Origin of the sequence: Pseudoalteromonas obscura, from assembly GCF_030135505.1 — a bacterium.
Lineage (GTDB): Bacteria > Pseudomonadota > Gammaproteobacteria > Enterobacterales > Alteromonadaceae > Pseudoalteromonas > Pseudoalteromonas obscura.
This window is the reverse complement of the sequence record NZ_JASJUT010000003.1, coordinates 424,212-450,046: the sequence shown is the minus strand read 5'-3', so window position 1 is coordinate 450,046 and position 25,835 is coordinate 424,212. Positions and strand designations below refer to the sequence as shown.

Below are 25,835 nucleotides of genomic sequence, written 5' to 3'. Positions count from 1 at the left end.
TTGTGCTTCTGAGCTGGGGTTTTAAATAGTAATAAATGGATCTTTAGGCAAAAAAAGAGTCCTCTGAGGACTCTTTTGGCTTTCACGCTTGGGGTGTGCGTCGTTTTATGTGAGTAGGTTAGCTTGGCTGTGTGAGTTGAGCCAACGCTTGAAATAGGTCAATGTCGGTATTAAGCAATGTTTCTTTGGGTATGGTTAACTTCAGTGCAATGATTTTCTTTGCGGCCATAAACTCCTTAGCGCAATTAATGCAATCTGCGGCAATGACTTTACCTTGTTTGAGGTACCACAGTGACAGTGCTTGCTCGTTACTCTGACGTAAAATAGTTTCGTCATAACCTTGGTTGAGTCCGGCAATTTGAATTTTACAATCGAATTGATCAGACCAAAACCAAGGCACTGCCGTGACGGGTTTATGTTTGCCACAAATTGTCGCTGCAGCGGTTTTTGCTTGTTCTAGTGCATTGGGCACGGACTCAATTCTAGTGGCTAGTCCACTGTGATGTTCTATCCCTATGGTGCAGTCGCCCGCAGCATAAATATTGTTATCTGTGGTTTGACACAGCTCATTAATGACAATTCCGCCATTTTCAATTAATAATCCCGCACTTTGTGCCAGTTCGACGTTGGTTTGAGCACCGATCCCCACGACCACAATATCAGCAGGGATCACTTTGTCTTCGCATAACACGGTACTAACAGTGTCCTTGCCCTGAAAAGCAACGACGTTTGTATCTGTGTATATTTTTATGCCATTGGCTTTATGTAGATTGTGATAAAAGGTTGAAATACTTTGGGCTGTCACTCTGGCTAATAATCTTGATTCCCGCTCGATAATAGAGACATCATGGCCCATTTTTTTGAGCACCGCAGCAGTCTCTAATCCGATGTAGCCGCCACCGACCATGACAACTCGCCGCTTATTCGGTCGCCCTTTCTCCGAATCTATGGAAGCGGATAGTTTTTCAATGTCTTTAAGGGTTTTTATATAAAAAATATTGTTTAGATTTGCTCCCATGCAGTCCGCTTTCCTTGCGCGGCTACCGGTGCAAATTAACAACTTGTCATAACTTAGGCGCTCACCGTTTTGTAAAACAATACTTTGTATAGCTGGTTCAATACGCTCGACACGCGTATTTAATTTTACTTCGATGTCGTCCTTTCTATACGCATTTAGCGGCCGGATCAGTAACTGCTGGGCACTGACTTGGTTTTGCAGGTAGGTTTTTGATAGTGGTGGGCGATGATAGGGCAGGCTGTCTTCATCGGTTAGCAATATGATCTGACCCGTCCATCCTTCTCTTCGTAAGCTGGTACACGCTTGGGCGCCCGCATGACCCCCACCGATAATGACACACCTTTGCATCTTTAGCTCCTTTAGTATTGCGATTGTGGTAAGTGAACTTGCAAGCCATGATGTTCATCTGACACCGTAACTTGGCAGCTCAACCTACTTAGGTCCTTTGGATCGGAAACCAATTCCAACATATCGCTTTCATTACTGTTAGGTCCGGCAATTTTTCCTTGCCAATCAGTCGTCAAGTAGCAATGACAGGTGGCACAGCTGCCAGAACCTCCACATTCAGCTTCAATGCCCTCGACCATATTTTCCATGGCAGCTTGCATCAATGATGTGCCATTTGGTACATCTACCTTGGTTTCGTTTCCTGCAAAATCTATGAATGTAATCTCAGGCATATTGTTGTCCTTATACGGTAAATTTAGTGATCTGATTTATTTCGTCGAGAATGGCTGCTGGGTCAGCTTCAAGTTGGCTATCCATAGCGGTGTTCCAGCGATTAAGGAAGCCACAAATAGCAATCACAGCCGCAATTTCAATCACAGCTTCTTCTGAGTAATGTTTACCCAATGCTTCGTAGTGTGATTTCTCAAGGTGTGCAGGTGAAGTACTGCATGCAAAAGCAAAGCGCAGTGCAGCTCGTTCCGCTTCGTCAAATAGGACGTTTGTTTCAAATTCAAATGCCGCCAAGACCTTAGCCCTATTGACGTTGACACGGCTGGCTATGTGAGAAAAGTGGCCCTGACAATATTGGCATCCCGCAGCATTACTACTGATGGTCGCGATTGCCCACTTAAGCTCGTTGCTAATGTGCTCGAATCTACTCAAACAGCCGAATAGTTGTCCAAATGCTTGTGCAAGCATTGGATTTTTAGCCATGGTGAGAATGCCATTTGGGATAAACCCAAGGTTGTTTTCAATGGCTTGATAGATTGGTTCCAAATGTGGTGTCGCAGCTCTTTCTACTGGAGTCACCAAATGGTTATTACCCTGTTTCATATACCCTTGTTTCCTAACTTAGTGATCGTGCCAACAAAGTAAGTTTTTTACTCATAGCTGCCTATAGTCCGTTCGGACCAACGGGATAGTCCACAGGGGCTATGTTGAAAAAAACTAGATGGCGATAGAGTTTTTATAGGCGAACGAATTAAGCATAAGCACACAGTCAAGGCTGCTTGAGTTGAGTGCCAAAAGAAAACCTGCCTGATGATACGTAAAACCAAATTTTGGTTTTGAATGTTTTTTGAGGGTTAACAATATTGCCAGACTAGATAGGAAACTAGGATGATTGAAGAACTTATTGAATTTATAAATCAAGACTTACTAGAAGGGGCAGCACCCGATCTAGATCAACATACCCCATTATTGGAACTTGGAATTTTAAACTCTTTATCCATGGTCAGGCTGCTCGCTCATGTTGACCAGCGTTATGGTGCCAAGATCCCAGAGCACGATATTACGCCAGTACACTTTGAAAATATTGAGACCTTGTGCGCCTTAATAAAAGTATTAAGCACAGAGGAGCAAAATCAGATACAAGAAGCAAGTTCTGAGCTAGACCGCTTAGTTAAACTACAGCAAAGTTATGGTATCAAAAGTGAATTGGTGCAAGCGGGCAGTGGCTTTAAACAGCATACATTGCGTGTAAAAGGAGACGGCCCTTTGTGGATCTTGCTTCCCGCACTAGGCAACCCGTCGACGTCTTGGTCTTCTACACTGCGCTCAGTTCAGGGGCGTCATAATGCTGTTGCACTTGATTTAGCTGGGTTTGGCCTAAGCGAAAGTGAAAACGACTCTCCATCATATGTCGACCACGTAGAATATACTCTGCAATACCTTGAAACACTTGAAGAAAAAGACTGGGTACTGGTTGCGAACTCGGCCGGTAGCATGATTGCAACGGAAATTGCTAGGCGCCACCCTGACAAAGTTAAAGCGTTAGTCTGCACCGGGTTTGGCTTGGTTGAAGATGTAGAGAGCTGGTGGGGCGATTTGAAAAAAATGTCTGCTAATCCTGAGCAATTTTTGGCCGCAGCGTATTACCATCCGCCAAAAATGACGCCAGCATTGGAAGACTTATTAAATGATGTGTTGTCTCGCCCTGCATACCACACCTTTTTAGATGAATATGCTAAAAAGTCGATGGCTACGACATTTGACAATGTGACTGTTCCGACCTTGTTTGTTGCCGGAAATCACGACCAAATTATTCCACCAGAATGGAGCGAAAAAGCCGCCGAAAAACTTGAAAATGCCACCGTCACTCGGCTGTCTCGATGTGGTCACTTTTCGGCATCTGAACGTCCAGAAGAGTTTGTCTGGGTTGTTGAAGACTTCTTAACTAAGGTGGACATGGTATGAGCGCATTTAAGAGTTACGATGTAGTTATTATTGGCAGTGGTCCAGCAGGAAGTCTTTGCGGCATCGAGTGTCGTAAAAAAGGTCTGTCAGTTTTGTGCATTGAAAAAGATGAATTTCCGCGCTTCCATATCGGCGAGTCGCTGACTGGGAACGCAGGTCAGATCATCAGAGACCTTGGTCTGGCAGAAGAAATGGATGCGGCAGGTTTTCCTGATAAACCAGGTGTAAACGTTATTGGCTCATTGTCTAAAAATGAGTTCTTCATCCCAATCTTGGCGCCCACTTGGCAAGTTAGGCGCAGTGACTTTGATAACATGCTAAAGCGCAAGGCTTTAGAGCATGGTGTTGAGTATCAACAAGGTTTAGTTAAGGACGTGATCAAGCATGAGGGCAAAGTCGTTGGCGCGATATATAAAGCTGATGATATGGAGCACCAAGTGCGTTCAAAAGTATTGGTGGATGCCAGTGGACAAAATACCTTCTTATCGAGAAAAGGCGTTGCAGGAAAGCGTGAGATTGAGTTTTTCTCGCAACAAATAGCTTCATTTGCACACTATAAGGGAGTGGAACGTGATTTGCCGCCGTTTTCGACAAACACCACTATCTTGTATTCGAAACAATACCACTGGTCATGGATCATTCCTATATCACCAGATACTGACAGCTTAGGAATAGTGATCCCAAAAGACCTCTACTACAAAGAGTGTAAAAACCCAGATGATGCTATCGAATGGGGAATGGAAAATATTAGCCCAGAGATCCGACGTCGCTTCCAAAATGCTGAGCGTCTCGGTGACTCTCAGTCCATGGCTGACTTCTCATATCGCATTGAACCGTTTGTTGGTGACGGCTGGTTGTGTATTGGTGATGCGCACCGGTTCTTGGACCCAATCTTCTCTTATGGTGTGTCTTTTGCCATGAAAGAGGGGATCCGTGCTGCGGATGCTATCAAGCAGGCCATCGATGGAAATGAATGGAAAACTCCATTTTATGCATATCGAGATTGGAGTAACGGCGGGCAACAAATTGCAGCAGATTTGATCCGCTACTTCTGGATCTACCCAATTTTCTTTGGCTATCAGATGCAAAACCCTGATCTACGAGACGAAGTAATTCGACTGCTGGGTGGCTGCTGTTTTGATTGTGAGGGCTGGAAAGCACCAACAATCTTCAGAAATGCCATTGAAGAGTACGATCGCAAGCAAATGGTAGGGTAAGGAAAAGCACTGCGCTTTTCCTTCTAAGGGAAGGATTGATTATGAACTTTGAGTGGAATGAGGATCAGCTCGAGTTGTTTGAGCACGCACTGAGCTTTGCAAAAGACTTAGATTTTTCCAAGTTGCCGCAGGGGGAGTTTCCAATGGAAGCGTGGCGTGCACTTGGCGAATTTGGCTACTTTGGACTGCCAATTGACAGCAAGTATTCACCATCTGGGAGCGGCTTTGACATTTTGACAACGGTCAAAGTCTTAGAAGGCTTGGGTCAAGGCTGCGCAGATACAGGAATTTTATTTGCGGGTGCAGCACACACGTTTGCCTGTGCGATGCCGATTTATGAGCATGGCAGTGAACAATTGAAACAACAGTTGCTGCCTTTACTGGCAAGCGGAGAAAAGATTGCTGCCAATGCGATTTCTGAAGCAGAAGCAGGTTCTGACATTGCAAAGTTAACGACTAAGGCATGGCGCGAGGGTGATTATTACATTATTCAAGGCGCGAAGTCGTATGTGACAAACGGCGGTGTGGCTGACTACTTTGTACTGTATGCCACTACGAATGCGAAATTTGGTTATCTTGGCCAAACTGCTTTTGTGGTGCCAGCGGATTTACCTGGCATTGAAGTTGGTAATAGCTATAAAAAACTGGGCTTAAACTCAGCGCAACTTAATCAAGTTTTCTTCGATGAAGTTAAAGTGCACAAAGATTATGTACTTGGCAATGAGGGACAAGGTGCGAGAATTTTTGCCGCGTCAATGGATTGGGAGCGTTGCTGCTTATTTGCGTTATTTATTGGTGTGATGCAGCGCGATTTAGAGCGCTGTATCGACTATGCAAATACGCGCAAGCAAGGTGATAAAACCATCAGTAAATTTCAAGCAGTATCTCATCGCATTGCCGATATGGAAGTACGTCTACAAAGTGCCCGTTTGCTGCTTTATTTTGCTGCTTGGCAAAAGTCGCAAAATGTTGACAACACCAAAGCCGTTGCGTCAAGCAAGCTTGCGATCAGTGAAGCTTTCGTACAGTCCGGGATTGACTCGATCCGCGTGCATGGTGCCCTAGGCTATCTGCAAGAAAGCGGCGTGGACTCGAGTATTCGCGACGCATTGGGGTCAGTGCTGTTTTCTGGAACCTCGGACATTCAACGAGAACTTATCTGTAATCGGTTGGGCTTGCTATGAAAATACTCAGTGATGTTTTACACAAGGGCCTCTGTAAAGGAGGTGATAACGCACTGGCGGTTGCCGATAATTATGAGTCATATAGTTATGGTGATTTGTCTCTTGCGGTGACGCAAATAGCCGTACTCTTGCAAAGCAAAGGCGTAAAAGCGGGTGATAGGGTTGGTATCTGGGCAGATAAATCTTGTCGCGCCTTGGCAGCGATGTTGGCAGTGAGCAAGATGGGTGGTGTTTATGTGCCCATTGATCCCATGAACCCCATGGCCCGTGTCGATATTATTCGTACCGACTGCACAATGAAGGCAATGTTTACGACGCAGGCAAAATTGGCGCAATATCGCGACAAACGTGCCGATGACTGCCTATTTGTCGTACTTGATGGCGAAGGGGAGCTTAGTGCAGCGGCAACACAAGCCAGTGACCTGAACTCAGTTTGTACTTGGCATGATATAGAAGCTTGTCAGCCTTCGAGGTTTAAAGGCGACTCTGATGTGCGCTCTCACGATTTAGCATACATGTTGTACACCTCTGGCTCAACGGGAGTACCAAAAGGTGTTCGCATCAGTCACGCCAATGCTTTGGCATTTGTTCAATGGGTGATCGATAAGATCAAACCCATTGCGTCTGACAGGTTTTCAAATCATGCGCCATGGCATTTTGATTTATCTGTACTGGATATTTACGTGGCGCTGGCGACGGGAGCAAGTGTGCACCTTGTTTCTGAGCTGGACAGCTATGTGCCGAAAAAGCTGGTTAATTTTATCGCTGAGCGAGAAATTACCATCTGGTATTCAGTGCCAACCGCATTAACCATGATGATGAATGCGGACCCTCTATTTGGTAAAAAATGCAAGCAGCTTCATACCATTATTTTTGCGGGTGAAGCATTTGACACTAAGTCGCTCACTTTATTGAGAGAACACTTTCCGCTAAGTGATCTGTTCAATTTCTACGGCCCAACTGAAACCAATGTATGCAGCTACTTCAAAGTGCCAGATATTGTCCCTGAAGAATTACCAATTGGTTATGCCGCGAGTGGCGCTCGTATCGCTATTTGTGACCAACAGGGTAAAGGCGTTGACATAGGTGAACGAGGGTTTATCACCGTCGTTGGTCCAACTGTTTTTGATGGCTATTGGGGTAAAGAATTACGCCAGCAAGCAGCTTATAACACGGGTGATATTGGTTATATCAATGAACTTGGAGAGCTGATGTATGTCGGTCGTCAAGACCATATGGTTAAGGTGAAAGGCTACCGAGTGCACTTAGGTGAAGTTGAACGAGCCCTGTATCAACATCCTGAAGTAAAGGAGTGTTTGGTAGAACTGGATGAAAAGAAAAACCTTATCGCGCACATCGCATGTGGGTCCCAGCCCCCGTCATTGCTGACGTTAAAAATGCATTGTGCCAAACGATTGCCAAAATACATGCTGCCAGAACATGTTGTGTATTGGGATGCATTACCGCGCAATCGTAACGGCAAATTATCGCGTCGAAGCTTATCAGAAACACGTCCACGGCACGGGAGTAAGACTGTGCAAAGTGGTGCGTAACCAGTTTACACAAAGTAAACATTAACCTCGGAATTGTACAAATATCATATGGCTTTATGTGGAGCCGTTATGGCAGTGCTGTGCAGTTCCTTGCTATACACGGAGAGAATTATGAACAAGACCATAGCAGTGATAGGTGCTGGTTTATCTGGTATTGCCGCCGTCAAACAGCTAACAGATGGCGGCCATCAAGTAACTTGTTTTGAAAAAGCAGAAAGTTTTGGGGGAGTGTTCGCAGATAAAAAAATCTATGACGACCTACACCTGACTATTTCAAACTATTTTATGGCTTACTCAGACTATGTGCCCAACCATCAAAAGTTGAAATTTTGGTCAAAAAAAGAGTATATCAACTATTTGGGCGAATATATTGAACGTTTTGATATAGCTAAGCATATTCATTATGACCATGAAGTGTGCTGTGTTCAAAAGCAAGGTGACAAGTGGCTTGTTACCTACAAAAGTGCGGATACCGAGCAAACAAAAGAGTTTGATATGGTTGCAGTTTGCTCAGGTCATTTCCAAAAGCCTAAGTTACCAGACTTACCTGGTTTGGATATGTATCAAGGAAATATTGAGCACTCGAATGATTACCGCGACAAACACAACTATGCTGGCAAGCGAGTATTATGTGTTGGCTTAGGCGAAAGTTCGGCGGACATCACCTCAGAAATTTCGCAGGTGGCGAGAAAGTGTATTTTATCGCTGCGTCGGTACCCAGCAGTGGCGCCTCGATATATGGCTTTCCAAGAAGATCCGTACTTCACCATAGATACATCATGGCTCACATCGCGAATCGTAAATAAATTACCGCACAGATATCACGGCGGGATCACCAAAGGCATTTTCAATAAATATGTGACTAGCCGCAATGATCATGTGCGTATTCGCGGTGAGTGGTTGAAAAAGTCCGGTCCATCTCATCATCAAGCTGTGACTAAAAATGAACGATTATTTCGCCCAATTGCCGATGGTAAGGTTACGCCAAACATCGGTGGCATAGAACGGTTTGAGAAAAACGCAGTGGTATTTAAAGACGGGACGCGTGAAGAGGTTGATGCGGTTGTCTTTTGCACGGGTTACCAGCTGAGCTTCCCGTTTTTGGATGTCAGTATCGCCAACATGCGTGATCTCTATAAACAAATGTTTATACCTGAAATGGGACACTCACTGTCATTTATTGGCTTTGTAAGGCCACAACAAGGTGGTATTCCCGTGATAGCAGAGATGCAGTGCCGTTATTTGTCCAAGCTCGCAAGTGGCGAGGCGCAGTTACCAACATTATCAGAAATGCATGATGTGATTAAACACGATACGAAACATTGGCAAACTGAGTACAAAATCACACCACATGTCGCTTCTCTTGTGAACTATTGTCATTACATGGATTCAGTGGCGAAGCTGGTTGGTTGTATGCCTCAAATTCCTAGCTTATTTAAAGACCCTTTGCTACGGGTAAAGTTGTTACACAACCCGCAATTTGCAGCCCAGTACCGTCTTGATGGGCCAAATAACATGACTCACACGGCAAGAGAGTTTTTGCTTAGCTTTCCAAACATAAGTTCGTGGCCGCGGATTCTTCATTTTGAAGTGGCACTGGCTGCACAGAAGTTATTGTCTCGTTTGCGTTTAGACGGGTTACGCGAGATCAGCAAGTAAATAGTACGAGGAAAGGACATGATTCAATTGTCAGATGAGAGCCTGTGCAATTTAGACGATAGTTTAAACACACAAGCATATAACCTGAGTAATCTCAGCTATCTACAAAAAATTATTTTAGGTACTGATGGGACTGTAACCCAGCTGCTAGAAAGCATTGTCGGGGAAAAAATTGTCGTCGACAAATTGCTAGAGGCAGAAGTTGGAGTAGCGCGACACGAAGAAGAGATGCATTGCCAGCGGCGAGTGATCACGCTTAATGGTGACCAAACTGGGTTGCCTTATTTGTATGCAGACTCCTTAGTGTACCACGGTAATATGAATGTGAACTTTTCTCGTGCATTAACTGAAACACGTATTCCCATTGGCAAAGCATGGGAAAAATTTCAAATAGAAACATATAAAACATTGCTCGCTTGGGGCTTTGAATATGCAAATGAGCTGTCTCAACATTTTGCCATAGAGCCCAAAGATCTTGTGTTGTACCGCACTTACTTAGTGTATTCACAAGGTAGAAAAATCTTTCGTATTACCGAGAAGTTTCCACTTGCTTGGTACATGCGGTCAGAGCAATTCGACAATCAATTTGCAACACCAGAACTATCAACCTTAGTCAGTGGGATTTGACCAATGAAAAACACCGATACAGCAGAAGCTTTACCACAAAGCAAATTAAATTTAGACGAATTAACTCCGACAATTCCGCACATTGCATTTGACAGTGAGGACGGCCAGCAGTTTTTTTGGGGTGAAGATTTTCACCTAATTATCGAATCTCTATCGAAAAAGTATGGAGATATCTACTCAGTAGAAACAGCCAAAGGCCCAATTGTGGCACTGAATGGTTATCAATATGTACGCGAAGCTTTGGTCGCTCAAAACGATGTATTTAATGTTCGAGCGGACTATGACATTTTGCAAATCGCGCCACAAAAGCACTTTTTAGAGTTAGAAGCCGGAGAGCAGTGGCAGGTCCACCGAAAGGTGTTTGCAAATGCAATGCGTGAGTATTTTTCAACCCGTTGGGATCAAATCGAAACTTGGATGACCACAGAAATCAACGACATTGCAGCGGTGTGGAAAGGCCAAGGAGATGTATCATTTGACCCCAATCGAGAGGTGTCATTAAAGCTCGCCAGTTTTTTACATAAAGTCATGTTTGATGAGCGATTTGGTGAGTTTGAAGTGAGTATCTTCGATGAAAAGAGCTTGAGCTGGCTACCGAATGGCTTTATAAACAGCACGCGTCATGAATTAATGCCAACAGATTTACAAGAAAAATATTATCAACAATATGGAGATGCCATTGAGAAGTTTAGTTCTAACCTAAATGGTCTAGATCAATATGTTTCATTCAATGTAAATCGCCGTAAAGAAGACTATGTGCCAGGGGAGTACCGTGATTTATGTGATTATTTATTCGCAGCAAATGACAGTGTCGATGATGCGACCAAAGCTGGCTTAAATATAGGTGAAAAAGAAATAGTCGTAGGGTCTTTAACTCAAGTAGCGGGTGCTGGTGGTGGGGTTGGTGCATTCGCGATGCGCTGGGCTTTATTATATCTTGCAGCTTTCCCTGAGTATCAAGCGCGCGTGCAAAAGGAATTGGATGAAGTTGTTGGGGATGATGAGGTTCCGTTGAATAAGCACAAGGGCGACTTGCCTTATACGCAGGCATTTATCGCTGAGGTGCTGCGCCACTGCTCTATTACGTCTATGCCAGCAGCGAATTATGCAACCAGTAAAGATACTTTGCTAGACGGTTATTTTATTCCTGAAGGGACACCACTTGTGATTAATAATTACAGTATTACGCGTGACGAAACATTGTGGGAAAACCCAGACGAATTTATCCCGGAGCGTTTTTTAGATGACAATGGTGAATTGAGTAAAAAGCAACAGGGCAAGGCATTTCCGTTTGGTTTAGGTCAGCGTCGTTGTTTGGGTGAACTATTTGGTAAGTATATTATTCACACTTTATTTGCTCAGTTGGCACATAAGTTTGAGTTTTCTATACCCGAAGGTAAACAGGCAAATCTGAAAGCAATTTCTGGCGTATTTTTAGTGCCGGAAGAGGTTGAGATTAAAGTGAAAGCGAGGTTTTAGCCCGATATAAAATGCAAAGCCATCATTTTAAAGATGGTTTTGCATGTAAACTGAAAATATTTTAAAATAAAAAATCTTAATTAATATAACTGGTAGTAAAATTTTTATGGTTCGATTTTTTATTTATGCTTTATTATCTCTCTCTTTCATTGCTGCTTCTAACGCATACAGTGCTGATAAGTGGCTGGTAAATGTTAAAGTTGCTGAGTTGAGTGCGGGATATAAAGAGGGTTATTTATTGGTTTCTTTTGAAACTGAGGGAGGAAGCAGCGCTTTCTCTAACCCTAAAAATTGTGGGAGAACCAGTGGTAACTTTTTCATCGTTGACCCAAATAATACGAATGTTGATTATATATACTCGATGCTACTAGCGGCAAAAACTGCGCAGCGGACAGTGAGTGTGGCGGTTGATGCAAATCATTGTGGTACAAGTGGTTATGAGCATGGTCAAAGTCGCCCATCGATAGCCCGCGCTAAGCTGTAAGGACAGTAGGATATCCAGTACTTTCAGTTTTATTCCGATAAATAAACGCTCAATATTTTTAACTATTTTAAAATTAGTTGAATAAGTGTTTCTTGAGAAGATTTCAGAATGTCTGGATATTCTTACAATAATGAAATTAGCAATATAGTAAGTCAAGGGAGTAGATGTTTGTATATTGCTCAACGAGGACTTTGATAGAAAAGGGAAGGTGTTTTTAGCTGCGGGGATGAAGCTAGCTAATAGCCTTTGTTGCTGAATCTATATTTCTTATTTAATGGGATATCAATAGTGAAAGCTAATATCCACAATTAGTAGATGTAAGTGCAGCAAGCATCAAAGCTGTTCGCATAGATTATACTAAAAACTCGAGATGCGCATATTAAGCAAAAGCGATTCAAAGCGAAGCATATGACCAAATCATTGAACTGAAATTCTTGTTAGATTAGACAATGATACTTTTTCACTTAACAGCGCACAAAGAGCACGTCTAATTTAAATTAGCGACCGTATTTACAATACTGTCAACTTGCTGATTAATTTCATTAATTGTGGTGTTGAGCTCTTCAATTAACTCGACGCCTGAAGCCACTTGTCCGGCGCTTTTTCGCATCGAAGCGGATGCCTCGGTTGAATGAGTCAGGTTTTCTTTTACGACATCGGCGATTTCTGTCGTTGAACTGCTCGTCCTCGCTGCCAGTTGACGTACTTCATCGGCGACAACCGCAAACCCTCGGCCTTGCTCACCAGCTCGTGCAGCCTCTATCGCTGCATTTAGCGCCAGCAAATTCGTTTGCTCTGCAATTGCACTGATAGTTGATACAATGTTATTGATTTGGTCTGACTGCTTATTCAGCGCCTCAATTTTGGTGAGGGCAGTGCCCATATCGTCGCTAAGTAATTGCATTAGGTCAATCGCGCCTGAAACAGATTTTGAGCCATGTTGAGCGGCCTTATCAGCTAGGCTCGAGGCTTGACCAACTTTTTCTTGTGCTTGGCGAGTACCTACAATACGGTCCGTTATATCGGAGGCAAATTTAGTCACTTTTATCACTTTCCCGCTTTTATCTATGATTGGGTTGTAACTGGCCTCTAACCACAATTCGTGTCCGTGTTTATTCTTACGCTCAACTTGACCACTAAAATAGTGTCCATTAATCAACTGGCTCCACAGGGCGCTATATTCAGAAGACCGCACAATATGCTCGGGACAAAACATGCGGTGATGTTGTCCTTTAATTTCATCTAGGCGGTAGCCTGTCGCTGCCAAAAAGTTATCATTCGCGGATAAGACATTGCCTGAAATATCAAATTCAATAACAGCCATTGAGCGGTATAAGGCATCAATGAGGTTTTGTTGTGATACGGCGGTATATTCACGTTTTGTCACATCCGATGCAAATTTAATGATTTTGAACAGTTGCCCACTTGCATCAAAAACAGGGTTATAACTGGCTTCAAGCCACAGTTGTTTACCCGACTTCGTGAAACGCTCAATTGTACCGGAGAAAAACTCACCTCGGTTTAAGCTATTCCATAGCGCTTTATAATCAGCAGTGTTTGTATATTGCTTATCGCAGAAAATTCGGTGGTGTTTACCTATTAACTCGCTTAAGTCATATTCCATAACTTTGAGAAAGTTATCGTTAGCTGTAATGATCTTGCCGTCAGGAGTGAACTCAATAATAGCAGTAGAGCGGCCGACAGAAAAAAGTGTTTGCTCTAGAGCTTGTCGATTTTGTTTCTCAGTAGCAAGGGCTTGTTGAAGTGCTTTTCTCTCTTTTCCAATACTAAACATTGATGTTCGTAAACCTTTTGATGATTGTTCAGGATTGGCGAATTATTGTGATGTGGCTTTAAAAGTCAATATTTGAGGCTGAATTTCATCATTAAGTACGACTTCTAAATGGTTATTGAGTAGGGAGGTTAGTTAAAATCAATAAAAAACAAAGGTTTGCTATTTTTTGGAAGGAAGGCTGTCACTAATTCAAAGTTATTTTGGTGGTGGCTGCACTTCTATATTTTTTAAACTTGCCATTAATAATTCTGTGTTTAATTTATTCTTAATGGTGCGTTTATTTGGTTGTTAGTTAGAGTTTGATGAGGAGGCGGATCCAAACGATATTAGGATTAGTGAAAGCTGGATTGGTTACAAAGATGTTTTATTTTTGTGTTTTTATTGTTGCGTTTGGTGCATTTTAAGAAAAGTTGTAGCAAGCTAATTTAATGTGTTTAATAATTCCTGTTTGAGTATAAAAAAACAATAGGAATATAATGCGTCAGCTGCTCTGGATCTTCATCGCTACAATAATTACAACGCTTCACTTCGGTGTGGTAGCTAGTATACAGCCAACCCTACCTATTGAAGCTCATGCGAGTTTACCGAACGTAAGTCAATTTAACCTTTCTCCAAATGGCTCTAAATATGCCTATGTAGTAAATCGTGGCGGAGAACTAATTTTAGTCATACAAGAAGCGACAACCGGCAAAGTTTATCCTGTGACGAAAACCGACAACCTGAATGCCAAACTTAATTGGTTCGACTGGGTTAATGAGGACATTTTATTATTGGGTGTCTCATACACCGAAAGGCAAGGGCTTATAAGATATACGCGCACCGAGTTACTAAGCTATGACTTAACGAAAAAGAAAAAGGGCACGCAAGCAGTTATTCGACCGAAAAGAGGGCAGAATAATTCTCAATTTAAAGACAATGTGATCAGTATGCTGCCTGATGACCCAGATCACGTGTTGGTTTCTATTGACCTTAAACAGCGAAACCGCCCAGGTGTTTACAAACTGAATGTAAAGAAGCGGCGTTTGAAACGGGTAATGAGCTTTAAAGCGCATGTGGTTGATTGGATAGCTGATCAACAAGGCAATGTAAGGATTTCGTATCATCTGGATGATACTCGTGTGTTTTATCGTTTATTAGATACAAAAACGAATAAATGGAAAACAATATTCGATTATGAAGTATTCTCAAAAGACAAGGTCGGTGTGCTTGGGTTTGATATAGATCCAAATACGATTTATATAAAAGCCATTCATAAAGATAAAGAGTCTATTTTTAAGGTCGATATAACCGACCCTACGCTTTCTCGTGAATTGGTGTTTCACGATCCAAACTATGATGCTGACGGTTCTTTAGTTTACTCTCCAAAAACAGGGGCTGTCGCAGGGTACTCTCATTCAAACATAGACAATGTTATTCACTATTGGGATAAAGAATTACAAACGCTACAAGCCGCTATTTCGCAGGTGTTACCGGATGCAACCAATATCATCACTGACATGGATAACCAAGGGAATAGTTATATAGTATATAGTGAATCCAGCAAGGATCCTGGCAGTTATTTATTAGGAAATAGAAAAAACAACTCGATTTACTATTTAGCAAAGGTATATCCAAAAATAAATGAGAATACTTATTTGGGTAAGCAGCGGGTAGAGTATGTAGCAAGAGATGGTATCAAAATAGAAGCTTATATAACCGTACCGAAAGGATACAAATCAGGGAAAAGCTATCCCGCATTAGTACTACCACATGGTGGCCCAACAGCACGTGATTATCAAAGCTACGACTATTGGTCCGAATTTTTTGCTTCTCACGGCTATATTGTGTTTCAACCCAACTTCAGAGGCTCCTATGGTTATGGCTTCGAGTTTGCGCAAGCTGCGATCGGAGGTTGGGGGAAAGCCATGCAGGACGATTTAGACGACGCAGCCAAGTGGTTGATTGAAGAGGGTTATACTGATAAGAGTCAAATGTGTATTGCCGGAGGTAGCTACGGTGGCTACGCAGCAATCATGGCGCTAATTAAACATCCAGATACATTTAAGTGTGCGGCCAGTTTTGCAGGTGTCACAGATTTAGCATCTATATATTCACAGGCTAGATACTTTACTAGCAAAGAAGTGATCCGTAAGCAATTAGGGCAAGACCGCGATAAATTGGAAAACGTATCTCCGATTAATTTTGCTAACTTGGTGTCCAAGCCGATACTTTTGATCCACGGTAGCGAGGATTCAGTTGTACCTGTAAAGCACAGTCAAAAAATGGCAAGGGCACTAAAGAAACACAACCAAGATGTGACTTACATAGAGCTTGAAGATGGCGATCACCATTTGAGTTATCAGCCCCACCGTGTTGCTACACTTAAAGCCATGTTGGCGTTTTTTGATAAACAGCTTAAATAGCCAATGTGTATTGACCGATAATGGATAGCACTATGCCAAACACGTGAATGTTGTTTGGCATGTGCGCTTTGTGTGGTTGTTATATTACCCGGCTTGAGATGATGCGGTATTTCGAATTTGTTCAAATTTACTGAATGCGTCGGATACCACTTCTTTGTCTGTCGCAGTTAAGGCGATGGAAACATCACAATGACTGTTAGAACATGAAAATGACTGGCCAGTGAGTAGTAGGTTTGACTCAAAGTAAATTGGCGCGCCGCATTCAGGGCAGTCTAATTTTGATTTTATGCTCATTGTTGAATTCCTTACTGTTTGCTTGGTAATGGCATCATGTTTTTTGAGAATATTTCTAATATGGTGGTGATACCGTTTGGTAATGGCAGTTGGCCAGCTTCCAAAGTCACTTCGTAGCTAGCATGGGCTGCGCTGGATTGTTGCTCTCCTTGCGCAGACTTGGCTAGAGAGCCGTGCAATTCGGTCTCAAAGTCATGTGCTTGTTGTGGTTTTGAGCTCGGTTCACTGTTTTGTTTTTTGCCATGAGTGCTTCTTTGCCGTCGCCCCTGCATGGTTGTTCTGCGGCTTTTTGATGGCACGTCTTTTTGCTCACGATCTTCCTTTTTTTTAATTTCGCGTGAGCTTTTAACTTCCATGTTAAAAGAGACCTTTAGCTTTTCGATGGCCAGCGAATTAATCGGGATCAACGTCATTAATGGGATTGAAATGTCCATTTTTATTGGTTGTGTACTAATGCTGCCATCTTTTTCTATTACAGAACGAGACAATGTAAAATTAACCATCTTTGGCACAAGCTGATTGCCACTATCATTACTTTTTTCAAAACACGTTGTTAAAATAAACTGGGTTTGTGCATTGGCTATCATTGCGTTGGCATCAGTTGCTGCTTTTAACGGTGCACCAATGAGCGCTTTCATTGGCAGCCCTGAAAACTGGGAGGCAATGTTGGTGTTCATGCTAAATCCTTCTATGTTTTATTTTAGCCTGGGATTTGAGCTCGAAGAGCACGTTCATAACCTTCAATGAGTTTTTTTAACCCCTCTGGTGGCTCATTTCCTGTGAGTGTGATTTCAAGGTGTGCATTAGCTGTATTTTCTCCACGGCTTTGGCCTATGATTTTGTCTCGAAGGCCTGCCTTGGCCGTATTTTTGGCAAATGCCACTAAAAGTTGATCTTGCTCGTTTGTGCTAATTTCCAGATGAGTAGAAAACTTAACTTCAGTTATTCTGGGGGATGAAATTGGTACTAATGCCAGCAGAGGAACCTCTGCATCAACCGTATCAATACCATTTTCGGTTCTGCTCGGAAATTGCATCGTGCAGGTTTTAGGAGAGTAACTTGGTGGCAATCCTTGTTCATTTTGGTGTTCATCAAAAAAGCGCTTTACAAAGTCAATGGTTTCACCTTCAACGGATTTAGCTGCATCCTTTACCCCTTTGTGAATGGCTTTCATCAGCGATTGAAATTCGATCATGGTGGTCTCTTCTTATTAGTATTTGCAGAGGAAGTAATGTGCTTCCTCTGATGAGTGTTTAAAGTCAGACGCTATTGTTCTTTTTCTATAATAGGGTCAATGTTTTTAGTGAACGCGTTGATAATGGTTGTAACCCCCGTAGGCAAAGGGAGCTGTCCGGCGTGCACGTCGACTTCATATTTTGCTTTGTTTGACGCTTCGTAGTGCTCTTTTTGCTTGGAGGTTGATTTACTGCTGTGCGACACTGAGCCGTGCACTTCCACAGAAAACAAGCCTGCATTATATTTTGCGGTAATATCGGCTTTTGCAGCTGTTTCTTGCTCGCTGCTTTTTTCGTTGTCTTTGGACGTTGAGCTAGAGACTTCCATCTCAAAGTGAATTTTGACGTCATCCACGGCTAAGGAGTTGAGCGGAATAAGAGTCAGTAATGGCAGTTTTAAGGTGATAGTGGCATCTTTTCCATCAGTACCATCTGCTTTGATCACCGGGCGACTAAGCGCAAATTCGACCATTATCGGCGTAAGTTTACTATTGCTGCCAGATGCAGGAGGGTTACCACCGCCACCGCCACCGCCACCGCCACCGCCACCGTTTTCAAAACATGTACTAAGCATAAATTGGGTTTGGGTACGTGCCATCATACCATTTGCATCTGTTGCGGCCTTAAGCGGTCCCCCAATTAAAGATTTCATTGGTAGACCACTAAACTGCTGGGCCATAGAGACGAGTCCTGCCATATATTTTCTCCTGATATTTGAGATCTCAAAACAGTGTCTGCTCAAAACATGTCTAGGACACATTAAATTGAGCTGTGCCTGCAATGCATGTTTGTTTGGCTATGATAAATAAGGCGGACTAATTGCTATTGGGGATTTAACGGGAAAAAGCGGGGGATTTTATGGGGTGTAACATTAAAGGCAAGCGACATTTACAGGTTCTGTCGATAGGAATGGGCCATTGGCCACAAACCTAAACAGCTTAACCTTTAGTTATTTCATTTTTTACCCAGTCAGTAAATACCTTCAGCCGTGCAAGTCTTGGGGAATTTGAATCATAAACAAAGTATCGTTTGACGGTGTTTGGATGTGCAAGTTTATAGGGAATTACCAGCGTACCATTGTCGAGTTGTTGTTGGCATAAGTAAGGGACTGCAAGTGTAACACCGTGACCGCTCGCGACAGCACTTATTGCCATATCCGTCGAGTTAACCTTAGTCCACAGCGTATGGCACTCCACGCCCGACACTCCCGCAGCCTTAAACCAAGTAGGCCAGTCGTAAGGCCCAGGGTTTTCTAAAGTCACTATATGTTGTGATAGCAAGTTTTCGGGTGAGTTCAAATTAAGCTGCTGCGCAAATTGGTTTGAACAAATGGGATAGACCGCAGATTCACCGAAGTAGTCACAAACTAAATTGTTCGGGGTATTTTGCTCCACAGACTGACCAAACCGGATAGCTAAATCTAGGTGGTTTTGCTTTAAGTCAACAAAGCTTGCCGAAGATGAGATAGTGATTTGGATATTCGGATATTGCTCTGTAAAGGATTGAAGCCTTGGCATCAACCATAGGGCGATGAAAGCTTGAGTTGAAGTGATGGTCAATTCACCATCGACCTCTTCATTTTGTAGCTGGCTGACTCCTTGATTCAATATAGTTAACCCCTTTTGCGCGTATTCGAAAAGAGATTGGCCGGATTGGCTGAGCTGCATCTGCTTGCCTTTACGGATAAACAATCGAGTACCGAGAGTAGATTCGAGCTGACGCATTTGTTGGCTGACAGCAGCTTGAGAAATATAGAGCTCTTTTGCCGCTAGACTATAGCTGTTATGTCTGGCTGCACATTCGAAAGTGACTAGAAGATTAATGTTTTTAAACACAAGCACACAATTTATTCTTATTATCTTCTTAGTATTATAAGCAATGCTTATATTAAAAGTCGATTTTCATCGTTGGCCTTTTTACTGCCTGGTTGCAAGAATACATTTATCGCAACAAACCGTAATTACTAAACCAAATAATAAAAAGGAACGATAATGAATGAATTTTATGCGCTGCACCAACAGGTTACGCCACTTCTATTGGCAAACGTTTGGGATGCTCCCAGCGCAAAATGTGCTGAGCAAGCTGGTTATCAAGCAATGGGAACATCGAGTGCAGCATTGGCAGCTGTGCTTGGCTATGAAGATGGTGAGAACATCCCTTTTGAAGAGCTTTTGTTTGTCGTAAAGCGGATCACTGCATCGAGTCTTCTACCGCTAAGCGTAGATATCGAGTCAGGATTTAGTAAAGATCCACGAGTGATCACCGATCATATTCAGCAGCTTGCGGAGTTGGGTGTTGTGGGTATCAATATAGAAGATAGCCGTGTACAGAACACGCGCAGCTTGTGTGACAAAGATGAGTTTGCAGACTTATTAACACAAGTTTGCGCACAATTAGCAGCGCGCGATGTGCATATTTTTATTAATGTTCGCTGTGATGTATTTCTACTAGGTGTTGAAAATGCAGTAGAAGAGGCCTGTATCAGAGCTCACAGCTACCAAATGGCTGGTGCAAATGGATTGTTTTTCCCGTGTATCACTGCTGAACAAGATATAAGCAAAGTTACTCGCTCAACGTCACTGCCCATCAATGTGATGGCGATGCCGGAGTTACCAAGTGTGGCCAAACTGACAGAGTTGGGAGTTAAGCGGATCAGCACTGGTAACTTTGCACATATGGCTGTGTACGAGCGGCTAACTGCAACATTGACACAGATTAAAGCACAAGGCAGTTGCACGTCACTTTTTGAGTAAATATCAACGCTGATGTATTGTTGTCGACTTCTATATAGGGAAGGAGCCGATACCAGCCGATGTTTTAGGATGTTGAAAAGCTCGCATCATCAATGGTAAATATAGATGAACTAGGTCTAGCAATAGATCAAGTTTAAAAAACAACTATAACAAAGGAGTACGTCATGCGGTTTATGTTTATGATTTCTTTAGTCTGTTTAGCGTTTGGCAGTGTTGCGAGCAATACACCCCAGAGCGTGGTGAATTCACTATTTCAAGCCATGTCACATGAGCCACAGAAAAAACCGGATATAGACATACTGAAACAGCTCTTTCATCCCGAGGCAAAAGTATTTGGCGTGCATTTAAAAAAGGGAATGCCTAGCCTGATGAGCCTGTCAGGGCAAGAATTTATAAAGCTACTTGATAAAGCGTCTGAAAAGGGGTTTTACGAATGTGAAATTGTGCGTAAGGTTCAAACCTATGATAGGTTTTCTCATGTTTACAGTGTTGCTGAATCTCGTTTTAACAAAGGCCAGAAGCATCCTGACTTTACAGGCGTAAATAGCATTCAACTCTATAAAGCGGATCAGAAATGGCAAATAATGTCGTTGTATTATCAAGTTGAAAACCCAGATAAAGCGATTGAACTAGAAGGTGGGAAGAGCGGGGTTTGTCTAAATTAACTCAAGCTAAACGGCTGTTTAAAAACGTACCTGAATTACTAGCAAAATTGCCGTAAAAGTGAGAACCAATATTTTGAATAAGCTGCCATTATTAATTCGTGAGAGGCTAGTTAAACATACTGCCTCTTCTATTGATATTATTTGGATTGCGCTCGTTGTTTTATTCCCTCTCCAATATGTCGTTACAGCCCAATAAGTGACAGGCAGCCAATTTAAATTCAGCGCCAAAGGTTACTTTATTGTGTTGCTAAATTCACTCCAATAGAGACTATTTATATTCCATATTTGAAGCTACAGGTGCTTGTTTTAACTGCGAGCAAGGTTTTCAATGAGTGATAATTCTTACCCTGCAAAAATCTTGATCACAAGGAGAGGTAGCAAACAATACATTTGATCCATGTTTGAATGTGGAGCGACTGAGGGCTTTAAATACACTACTCCCGGGTATAATTGCGCACAATGCGCCATTTAACATTTTCCATGCACAAATATTTGACGCTTCCGGGCTTTTAGAGCGCGTGATTTTGACGACCTTAGACGCGAGCGAAAAGTCCATGTAACTGCTATGAGAACCAACCAGTTTGTAATAAAACGCCTGTTCATCTCTGGCACAGGGGGTTAATTCAAATTTAGCCGCATTGTTAATATGGCCATTGCCATAAAAAACACCCGATGAATCATCGTTCACGGTTACATAGCCAAAACTTTGACCATGAGTAGCTAATTCCAATATTTGTGTTTTCATACCTGTCTCCCTGCAATTGTCTAGGTCAAGCATAGTCGTTTAGCGTCAGTGGCAATTACGGAATATAGACGCGTAAGTAAGCCATGAATTTTACTTTTTTGAATGAATTTTAGTCAGCAAATATTACACCAATTATTGAAAACGCCTGTGAGGAATAGAGTTGAGTATGAGTAATTGGTGCTCATCTGAGTTTTCTAAGTAAGCGGTAGTACGCCCAATAAAGAGGTCTGTGCTCTGAGAAGTAGGAAAGTTTTTATTTTTTGGCGTAAAAAATGCATAAAATTTCACGGTTATTTTAACTAATGAATAAATGAATTGAATTGGAATTTACGTAGTTTTCAATAAAATATCGCAATAAATGGAATAAATATTTCACTACATTGTCGATATTCAAGCCTGACTAAAGCTAATGATAAAGTCTCATATTGCGAATTTTACTAAAGAAATCACGCATTTTTCCGATAAATTTAGTAATAATAGCAACTTGTGTAATTTAAGCGCCAAGAGCGTTTACAATCATTCATAATTTGCCTAGAAAGTGGCCAATTTAAACTTAACATTGTGAGAGCGATGTGCTGAAATGGCGAGAGCTGCATAAAAAAAAGTAAAATATGCAATAGTATTTAGGAAGGAAGTGATGTCTTTGTTTCAATTTGATGAGGAGTCTGGGTATGTTTCTTTAAAGGAACATCCTGCGCACACGGGGTTTCCCGCTAGTGCTGCACAGCTAGTTGAAATGCTGGAGCAGTCTTCTTATGCCGACTTTGATGTCATTCATGCCAATATTGGTCAATTATTTTCTCCCTCTGATGATAGAGAGAAGGATTTGTTAATTGTTGCTAGGGCAGTTGACGCTTCAATTTCTATTCGTGTTGAAGAAAACAATATGCTTGCGGAAGCGCGTTTAACAACCGCGAGAGGCGGTAAGTTAATAACGATTGATGAAGCGAGAGATGCATTGACCGATGCGGGCGTGGTTAAGGGGATCAATGAAAGGGCGCTAGACACCTTTTTGGGGCAGCAGTTTGAGCAATCTCCAGGGAGTGTGTATTCAGGGATCGTAGCTCATGGTGTCCGTGCAAAAGACGGCACAGATGCCAGATTTGTAAGGTTATGCATGACAGCGCAAGACCGCATTCTAAGTCCACAGGAAAAGTCTGGTGGCAAAGTAGATATGCGTGACTTAGGTGCCATTATCACCGTCAAACCGGGCAGCCCGCTAATGAAGCGAGTTCCTCCTACTCCAGGAGAGAAAGGCTTTTCAGTGTTTGGTGATGTATTAGAGCCTAAACCGGGCAAAGATTTCACATTGCAGGTTTCTGAAGGCACAAAAATTAGCCCAGAAGACCCTAATTTGTTAATCGCTGACGCTAAAGGTGTGCCTGTAGCGGTTCCTCGAGGGATGCGAGTTGATGATGTTTTATGCTACGACAACGTAGATGTCACAACCGGCCATATTGAATTCGATGGTAGTGTCGTTGTTAGCGGTGATGTTAAAGATGGCATGAAAATTAAAGCCTCAGGTGACATAACTGTCATTGGTTTTGTTGAGTCAGCGCACTTAGAAAGTGACAGTGCGGTGACTGTTATGTTAGGTGCGATTGGCAGAAAACGCCTCGATGGAGAAGATTTTTCTTGCATTATTAAAGCCAAGCGGACTATTTCTGTGGGTTACGGGCAATATTGCCATATAGAATCTGAACAAGATTTATTTATCGAGCGTCAGGCGCTGCATTGTGATTTGAAATCTAAGCGTTTGATCCGAGTTGGTAAGGGAGACACGCCGCGTGGCAAGCTTATAGGCGGCAACGTTTATAATGCGATGCGTATTGAAGCTGGTGAAGTTGGCGCGCCCTCAGGCACTAGAACAAGAATAGTCCTTGCTCAAGACTGGTATGATTTAAAGAAAAAAGAAAAAGAGTTTAAAGAGCTTGATAAATTGTTGTCGGATAAAATTTTGGCAGTTAAGCGAGCCCAAGTAAAGGCGAAAAAAACGCCTGCGTCAGATAAGCGCGATAACTATTTGAAAAAGCTTGCTGTTACAGAACAGCGTTTAGATGCGCATTACAAACGCAACGTTCGAAATTGTAAACTAGTGGCACAGAAGTTACTTCGATTGGTTAAATTGAGCCGAGTTAAAGTAAATGAGCTGATGCATCCGGGTATAGAACTGACAATCGCAAAGGATAGTCGTTCTTTTTCAAGGATCTACCCACCTCATTCAGTTAAATTAGACGCTGGAAAAATAACGCAAGAGTTCCAGAATTGAAAAAAGCAGCTTAGGCTGCTTTTTTTAGCTGTGTAATTTCCAAGCTTCAACTAGCTTTGTTCTTCTTGGTCACTACCTTGGTCTATTTGAGGTAGCGGCCACCCACCAAGTGCCTGCCATTTGTTTACGATGTAACAAAATAGTTCGGCTGTGCGTTCTGTATCGTAAAGTGCTGAGTGTGCTTGGGAGTTGTCAAATTCAATACCTGCCGCGCGACATGCTTTGGCCAGCACAGTTTGCCCTAGTGCAAGGCCAGACAATGAGGTGGTATCAAAGCTAACAAACGGATGAAAAGGTGTGCGCTTGATATTGTTTCGTTCGATAGCTGCGTTTAAAAAGCCATGATCAAATGCCGCGTTATGTGCAACGATGACAGAGCGCTGACAACCAGCGTCTTTTTGCGCCTTTCTAACTGCTTTGCAAATTTCTTTGATTGCTTCGCACTCTTCAACTGCACCACGTAGCTCTGAAAATGGATCTATTCCGTTAAACTCAATTGCAGATTTCTCAATATTGGCGCCTTCAAATGGTGCAACATGGAAGTGAATTGTGTTATCAATGCTGAGCTCACCGTTATCGTCCATTTTTAACAAGCTGACCGCTATTTCCAATAGGGCATCTGTTTCTTTATTGAACCCTGCGGTCTCAACATCTATTACAACTGGGAAAAAGCCTCTGAAGCGTTTTGCGAATAGGGTTTGCTCTTGTTCTGCCATGATAAACTTGGATTTCTAAAATGAGGCGCCTATTATACTGATCATGAGATAAGATGCTAATTGGGATCGACGGATCCTTAATATATTTTTAGTGGAGTCGACTTATTGGCACAAAGATTCGGTATGTTTATTGCTTATTTGTAAGTTGAATCAGAATGAAGGCACAAAAATAGAGTCTGTTTTTGGCTTAATAGACTTGGAGTGAGAAAAGTGAAGCTATATTTCAATACGTTAGCGGTCGTCATGACGCTTGTGTTAGCTACCAGTGCAAATGGTGCGATGCGGCAGTATAGTGCCACTGTCGATGACTCTAAATGGATGGTTGATAGGACGACTCGATTATCTTGCACACTCTCTCACATGGTTCCCTACTATGGAGAAGCTGTATTTAGTGCAACGGCCAGTAAAAATAAAGATCTCACTTTCAATCTTGATATGGTGATCCGACCGGAAGATTACGATTTTGCAGGCCTTGAATCGGTGCCGCCAAGCTGGCGGGCAGGTCTACCAGCTCGCTCAATGGGGAAAATGGCATTACTTAAAAAGTTTGATGGTGAGCTATCGAACCCCGTTGCTTGGGAAATGCTGACAGAGTTGGAAAAAGGTTATCAGCCTACTTTTTATTATCAAGATTGGCACAATAAGCAAGATCAAATTTCCGTCGCTTTGTCCTCGGTCAACTTCAAGAAATCTTATTGGGACTTTTTGCAGTGCAGAGACAACCTATTACCTTATAGCTTCGAAGACATTGCTTTTGTGGTGATGAATTACCGTAAAAACTCAAGTGATTTAACCAGCTCTTCGCGCAAACGCCTCGATATGATTGGAGAGTACTTGAATAATGATCCAGATATTGACTCAATTTATATATCTGCCTATTCAGACAGCTACGGCGGAACCAATGTAAACTTAAACCTTTCGAAAAAGCGTGCCATGGCAATTAAAGAGTACATGGCGAGCAAAGGCGTGCCAGCCGAGAAAATCATGACAGAAGGCTTTGGTGAAAAGCGCCATGTTGCAGTTAATACAACCCCAATTGGCCGAGAGGCCAACCGACGTGTGATCATTCAAATCTCCAAGCCCTGATAGCGCGGGCT

The 25,835-nt window shown here is 42.5% G+C and carries 24 protein-coding genes; 13 read left to right on the top strand and 11 right to left on the bottom strand.

Features of this window, described 5'->3' with window-relative positions:
• Window positions 1-118: 118 nt before the first annotated feature.
• The 3 genes from QNM18_RS09965 to bmp8 are packed head-to-tail and all read right to left on the bottom strand — an operon-like array spanning window position 119 to window position 2,299.
• A complete protein-coding gene (locus QNM18_RS09965) occupies window positions 119-1,366 on the bottom strand; it encodes an NAD(P)/FAD-dependent oxidoreductase (RefSeq protein WP_211010340.1) in 1,248 nt (415 codons plus the stop codon).
• Window positions 1,367-1,377: 11 nt separating this feature from the next.
• On the bottom strand, window positions 1,378-1,698 hold the full coding sequence (locus QNM18_RS09960) for a 2Fe-2S iron-sulfur cluster-binding protein (RefSeq protein ID WP_211010339.1): 321 nt from the start codon (window positions 1,696-1,698) through the stop codon (window positions 1,378-1,380).
• Between the two features lie 10 nt (window positions 1,699-1,708).
• Window positions 1,709-2,299 (bottom strand): carboxymuconolactone decarboxylase family protein, encoded by a 591-nt coding sequence (gene bmp8, locus QNM18_RS09955; protein WP_211010338.1) that lies wholly within the window; start codon window positions 2,297-2,299, stop codon window positions 1,709-1,711.
• 285 nt (window positions 2,300-2,584) lie between these two features.
• On the opposite strand from bmp8, the gene QNM18_RS09950 reads away from it, so the two are divergent.
• The 8 genes from QNM18_RS09950 to QNM18_RS09915 all read left to right on the top strand — a co-directional run bounded on the left by QNM18_RS09950 (window position 2,585) and on the right by QNM18_RS09915 (window position 11,864).
• On the top strand, window positions 2,585-3,661 hold the full coding sequence (locus QNM18_RS09950) for an alpha/beta fold hydrolase (RefSeq protein WP_211010337.1): 1,077 nt from the start codon (window positions 2,585-2,587) through the stop codon (window positions 3,659-3,661).
• Entirely contained in the window at window positions 3,658-4,878 is a 1,221-nt protein-coding gene (locus QNM18_RS09945; protein WP_284137080.1) for an NAD(P)/FAD-dependent oxidoreductase, read from the top strand. Before QNM18_RS09950 ends, QNM18_RS09945 begins: the two co-directional genes overlap by 4 nt.
• 41 nt (window positions 4,879-4,919) lie before the next feature.
• Window positions 4,920-6,062, top strand: coding sequence for an acyl-CoA dehydrogenase family protein (locus QNM18_RS09940; protein ID WP_284137079.1), 1,143 nt, complete (start codon window positions 4,920-4,922; stop codon window positions 6,060-6,062).
• Window positions 6,059-7,615 (top strand): amino acid adenylation domain-containing protein, encoded by a 1,557-nt coding sequence (locus QNM18_RS09935; protein ID WP_284137078.1) that lies wholly within the window; start codon window positions 6,059-6,061, stop codon window positions 7,613-7,615. Before QNM18_RS09940 ends, QNM18_RS09935 begins: the two co-directional genes overlap by 4 nt.
• 111 nt (window positions 7,616-7,726) lie before the next feature.
• A complete protein-coding gene (locus tag QNM18_RS09930) occupies window positions 7,727-9,274 on the top strand; it encodes an NAD(P)-binding domain-containing protein (protein WP_211010333.1) in 1,548 nt (515 codons plus the stop codon).
• Between the two features lie 18 nt (window positions 9,275-9,292).
• A complete protein-coding gene (locus QNM18_RS09925) occupies window positions 9,293-9,901 on the top strand; it encodes a chorismate--pyruvate lyase family protein (protein ID WP_211010332.1) in 609 nt (202 codons plus the stop codon).
• Between the two features lie 3 nt (window positions 9,902-9,904).
• Entirely contained in the window at window positions 9,905-11,380 is a 1,476-nt protein-coding gene (locus tag QNM18_RS09920) for a cytochrome P450 (protein WP_284137077.1), read from the top strand.
• Window positions 11,381-11,486: 106 nt separating this feature from the next.
• Window positions 11,487-11,864, top strand: coding sequence for a hypothetical protein (locus QNM18_RS09915; protein WP_211010330.1), 378 nt, complete (start codon window positions 11,487-11,489; stop codon window positions 11,862-11,864).
• Window positions 11,865-12,351: 487 nt separating this feature from the next.
• Here the strand turns inward: QNM18_RS09915 and QNM18_RS09910 are convergent, their stop codons facing one another.
• On the bottom strand, window positions 12,352-13,659 hold the full coding sequence (locus tag QNM18_RS09910; RefSeq protein WP_284137076.1) for a methyl-accepting chemotaxis protein: 1,308 nt from the start codon (window positions 13,657-13,659) through the stop codon (window positions 12,352-12,354).
• A gap of 476 nt (window positions 13,660-14,135) precedes the next feature.
• Between QNM18_RS09910 and QNM18_RS09905 the strand changes: the two genes are divergently transcribed.
• Window positions 14,136-16,061 (top strand): alpha/beta hydrolase family protein, encoded by a 1,926-nt coding sequence (locus QNM18_RS09905; protein ID WP_284137075.1) that lies wholly within the window; start codon window positions 14,136-14,138, stop codon window positions 16,059-16,061.
• Between the two features lie 84 nt (window positions 16,062-16,145).
• Here QNM18_RS09905 and QNM18_RS09900 read toward each other — a convergent pair whose 3' ends face one another.
• The 5 genes from QNM18_RS09900 to QNM18_RS09880 all read right to left on the bottom strand — a co-directional run bounded on the left by QNM18_RS09900 (window position 16,146) and on the right by QNM18_RS09880 (window position 19,425).
• Entirely contained in the window at window positions 16,146-16,355 is a 210-nt protein-coding gene (locus QNM18_RS09900; RefSeq protein ID WP_211010327.1) for a hypothetical protein, read from the bottom strand.
• Window positions 16,356-16,366: 11 nt separating this feature from the next.
• Window positions 16,367-17,032, bottom strand: a complete 666-nt coding sequence (locus QNM18_RS09895) for a DUF2589 domain-containing protein (RefSeq protein ID WP_211010326.1) — start codon at window positions 17,030-17,032, stop codon at window positions 16,367-16,369.
• 23 nt (window positions 17,033-17,055) lie between these two features.
• Complete coding sequence (locus tag QNM18_RS09890; protein WP_284137074.1) at window positions 17,056-17,550, bottom strand: DUF2589 domain-containing protein; 495 nt, start codon at window positions 17,548-17,550, stop codon at window positions 17,056-17,058.
• Between the two features lie 71 nt (window positions 17,551-17,621).
• On the bottom strand, window positions 17,622-18,287 hold the full coding sequence (locus tag QNM18_RS09885; RefSeq protein ID WP_284137073.1) for a DUF2589 domain-containing protein: 666 nt from the start codon (window positions 18,285-18,287) through the stop codon (window positions 17,622-17,624).
• 241 nt (window positions 18,288-18,528) lie between these two features.
• The gene (locus QNM18_RS09880; protein WP_284137072.1) at window positions 18,529-19,425 is read right to left on the bottom strand and encodes a LysR substrate-binding domain-containing protein; all 897 of its coding nucleotides are present in this window, start codon (window positions 19,423-19,425) and stop codon (window positions 18,529-18,531) included.
• A gap of 156 nt (window positions 19,426-19,581) precedes the next feature.
• Between QNM18_RS09880 and QNM18_RS09875 the strand changes: the two genes are divergently transcribed.
• Both QNM18_RS09875 and QNM18_RS09870 read left to right on the top strand, forming a co-directional pair.
• The gene (locus QNM18_RS09875; RefSeq protein ID WP_284137071.1) at window positions 19,582-20,343 is read left to right on the top strand and encodes an isocitrate lyase/PEP mutase family protein; all 762 of its coding nucleotides are present in this window, start codon (window positions 19,582-19,584) and stop codon (window positions 20,341-20,343) included.
• A gap of 164 nt (window positions 20,344-20,507) precedes the next feature.
• Window positions 20,508-21,008 (top strand): hypothetical protein, encoded by a 501-nt coding sequence (locus tag QNM18_RS09870; RefSeq protein ID WP_284137070.1) that lies wholly within the window; start codon window positions 20,508-20,510, stop codon window positions 21,006-21,008.
• A gap of 325 nt (window positions 21,009-21,333) precedes the next feature.
• On the opposite strand, the gene QNM18_RS09865 is transcribed toward QNM18_RS09870, so the two are convergent.
• Window positions 21,334-21,753: a hypothetical protein gene (locus QNM18_RS09865; protein WP_284137069.1), complete on the bottom strand. Its 420-nt coding sequence runs from the start codon at window positions 21,751-21,753 to the stop codon at window positions 21,334-21,336.
• 637 nt (window positions 21,754-22,390) lie between these two features.
• Between QNM18_RS09865 and QNM18_RS09860 the strand changes: the two genes are divergently transcribed.
• A complete protein-coding gene (locus QNM18_RS09860; protein WP_211010319.1) occupies window positions 22,391-24,022 on the top strand; it encodes a DUF342 domain-containing protein in 1,632 nt (543 codons plus the stop codon).
• Between the two features lie 50 nt (window positions 24,023-24,072).
• On the opposite strand, the gene rnt is transcribed toward QNM18_RS09860, so the two are convergent.
• Window positions 24,073-24,738 carry a ribonuclease T gene (gene rnt / locus QNM18_RS09855; RefSeq protein WP_284137068.1) on the bottom strand — a complete coding sequence of 222 codons (666 nt, stop codon included), beginning with the start codon at window positions 24,736-24,738 and terminating at the stop codon, window positions 24,073-24,075.
• 243 nt (window positions 24,739-24,981) lie between these two features.
• Here rnt and QNM18_RS09850 point away from each other — a divergent pair, with 243 nt between their 5' ends.
• Complete coding sequence (locus tag QNM18_RS09850; protein ID WP_211010380.1) at window positions 24,982-25,824, top strand: flagellar protein MotY; 843 nt, start codon at window positions 24,982-24,984, stop codon at window positions 25,822-25,824.
• The last annotated feature ends 11 nt before the right edge of the window (window positions 25,825-25,835 follow it).

Coding starts and splice junctions, on each gene's coding strand:
- QNM18_RS09920 (WP_284137077.1), top strand. CDS start 9,905: ATGAAAAACACCGATACAGCAGAAGCTTTACCACAAAGCAAATTAAAT.
- QNM18_RS09925 (WP_211010332.1), top strand. CDS start 9,293: ATGATTCAATTGTCAGATGAGAGCCTGTGCAATTTAGACGATAGTTTA.
- QNM18_RS09905 (WP_284137075.1), top strand. CDS start 14,136: ATGCGTCAGCTGCTCTGGATCTTCATCGCTACAATAATTACAACGCTT.
- QNM18_RS09860 (WP_211010319.1), top strand. CDS start 22,391: ATGTCTTTGTTTCAATTTGATGAGGAGTCTGGGTATGTTTCTTTAAAG.
- QNM18_RS09915 (WP_211010330.1), top strand. CDS start 11,487: ATGGTTCGATTTTTTATTTATGCTTTATTATCTCTCTCTTTCATTGCT.
- QNM18_RS09935 (WP_284137078.1), top strand. CDS start 6,059: ATGAAAATACTCAGTGATGTTTTACACAAGGGCCTCTGTAAAGGAGGT.
- QNM18_RS09910 (WP_284137076.1), bottom strand. CDS start 13,659: ATGTTTAGTATTGGAAAAGAGAGAAAAGCACTTCAACAAGCCCTTGCT.
- QNM18_RS09870 (WP_284137070.1), top strand. CDS start 20,508: ATGCGGTTTATGTTTATGATTTCTTTAGTCTGTTTAGCGTTTGGCAGT.
- QNM18_RS09890 (WP_284137074.1), bottom strand. CDS start 17,550: ATGATCGAATTTCAATCGCTGATGAAAGCCATTCACAAAGGGGTAAAG.
- bmp8 (WP_211010338.1), bottom strand. CDS start 2,299: ATGAAACAGGGTAATAACCATTTGGTGACTCCAGTAGAAAGAGCTGCG.
- QNM18_RS09850 (WP_211010380.1), top strand. CDS start 24,982: ATGACGCTTGTGTTAGCTACCAGTGCAAATGGTGCGATGCGGCAGTAT.
- QNM18_RS09965 (WP_211010340.1), bottom strand. CDS start 1,366: ATGCAAAGGTGTGTCATTATCGGTGGGGGTCATGCGGGCGCCCAAGCG.
- QNM18_RS09865 (WP_284137069.1), bottom strand. CDS start 21,753: ATGAAAACACAAATATTGGAATTAGCTACTCATGGTCAAAGTTTTGGC.
- QNM18_RS09930 (WP_211010333.1), top strand. CDS start 7,727: ATGAACAAGACCATAGCAGTGATAGGTGCTGGTTTATCTGGTATTGCC.
- QNM18_RS09950 (WP_211010337.1), top strand. CDS start 2,585: ATGATTGAAGAACTTATTGAATTTATAAATCAAGACTTACTAGAAGGG.
- QNM18_RS09945 (WP_284137080.1), top strand. CDS start 3,658: ATGAGCGCATTTAAGAGTTACGATGTAGTTATTATTGGCAGTGGTCCA.
- QNM18_RS09885 (WP_284137073.1), bottom strand. CDS start 18,287: ATGGCAGGACTCGTCTCTATGGCCCAGCAGTTTAGTGGTCTACCAATG.
- QNM18_RS09940 (WP_284137079.1), top strand. CDS start 4,920: ATGAACTTTGAGTGGAATGAGGATCAGCTCGAGTTGTTTGAGCACGCA.
- QNM18_RS09900 (WP_211010327.1), bottom strand. CDS start 16,355: ATGAGCATAAAATCAAAATTAGACTGCCCTGAATGCGGCGCGCCAATT.
- QNM18_RS09895 (WP_211010326.1), bottom strand. CDS start 17,032: ATGAACACCAACATTGCCTCCCAGTTTTCAGGGCTGCCAATGAAAGCG.
- rnt (WP_284137068.1), bottom strand. CDS start 24,738: ATGGCAGAACAAGAGCAAACCCTATTCGCAAAACGCTTCAGAGGCTTT.
- QNM18_RS09960 (WP_211010339.1), bottom strand. CDS start 1,698: ATGCCTGAGATTACATTCATAGATTTTGCAGGAAACGAAACCAAGGTA.
- QNM18_RS09875 (WP_284137071.1), top strand. CDS start 19,582: ATGAATGAATTTTATGCGCTGCACCAACAGGTTACGCCACTTCTATTG.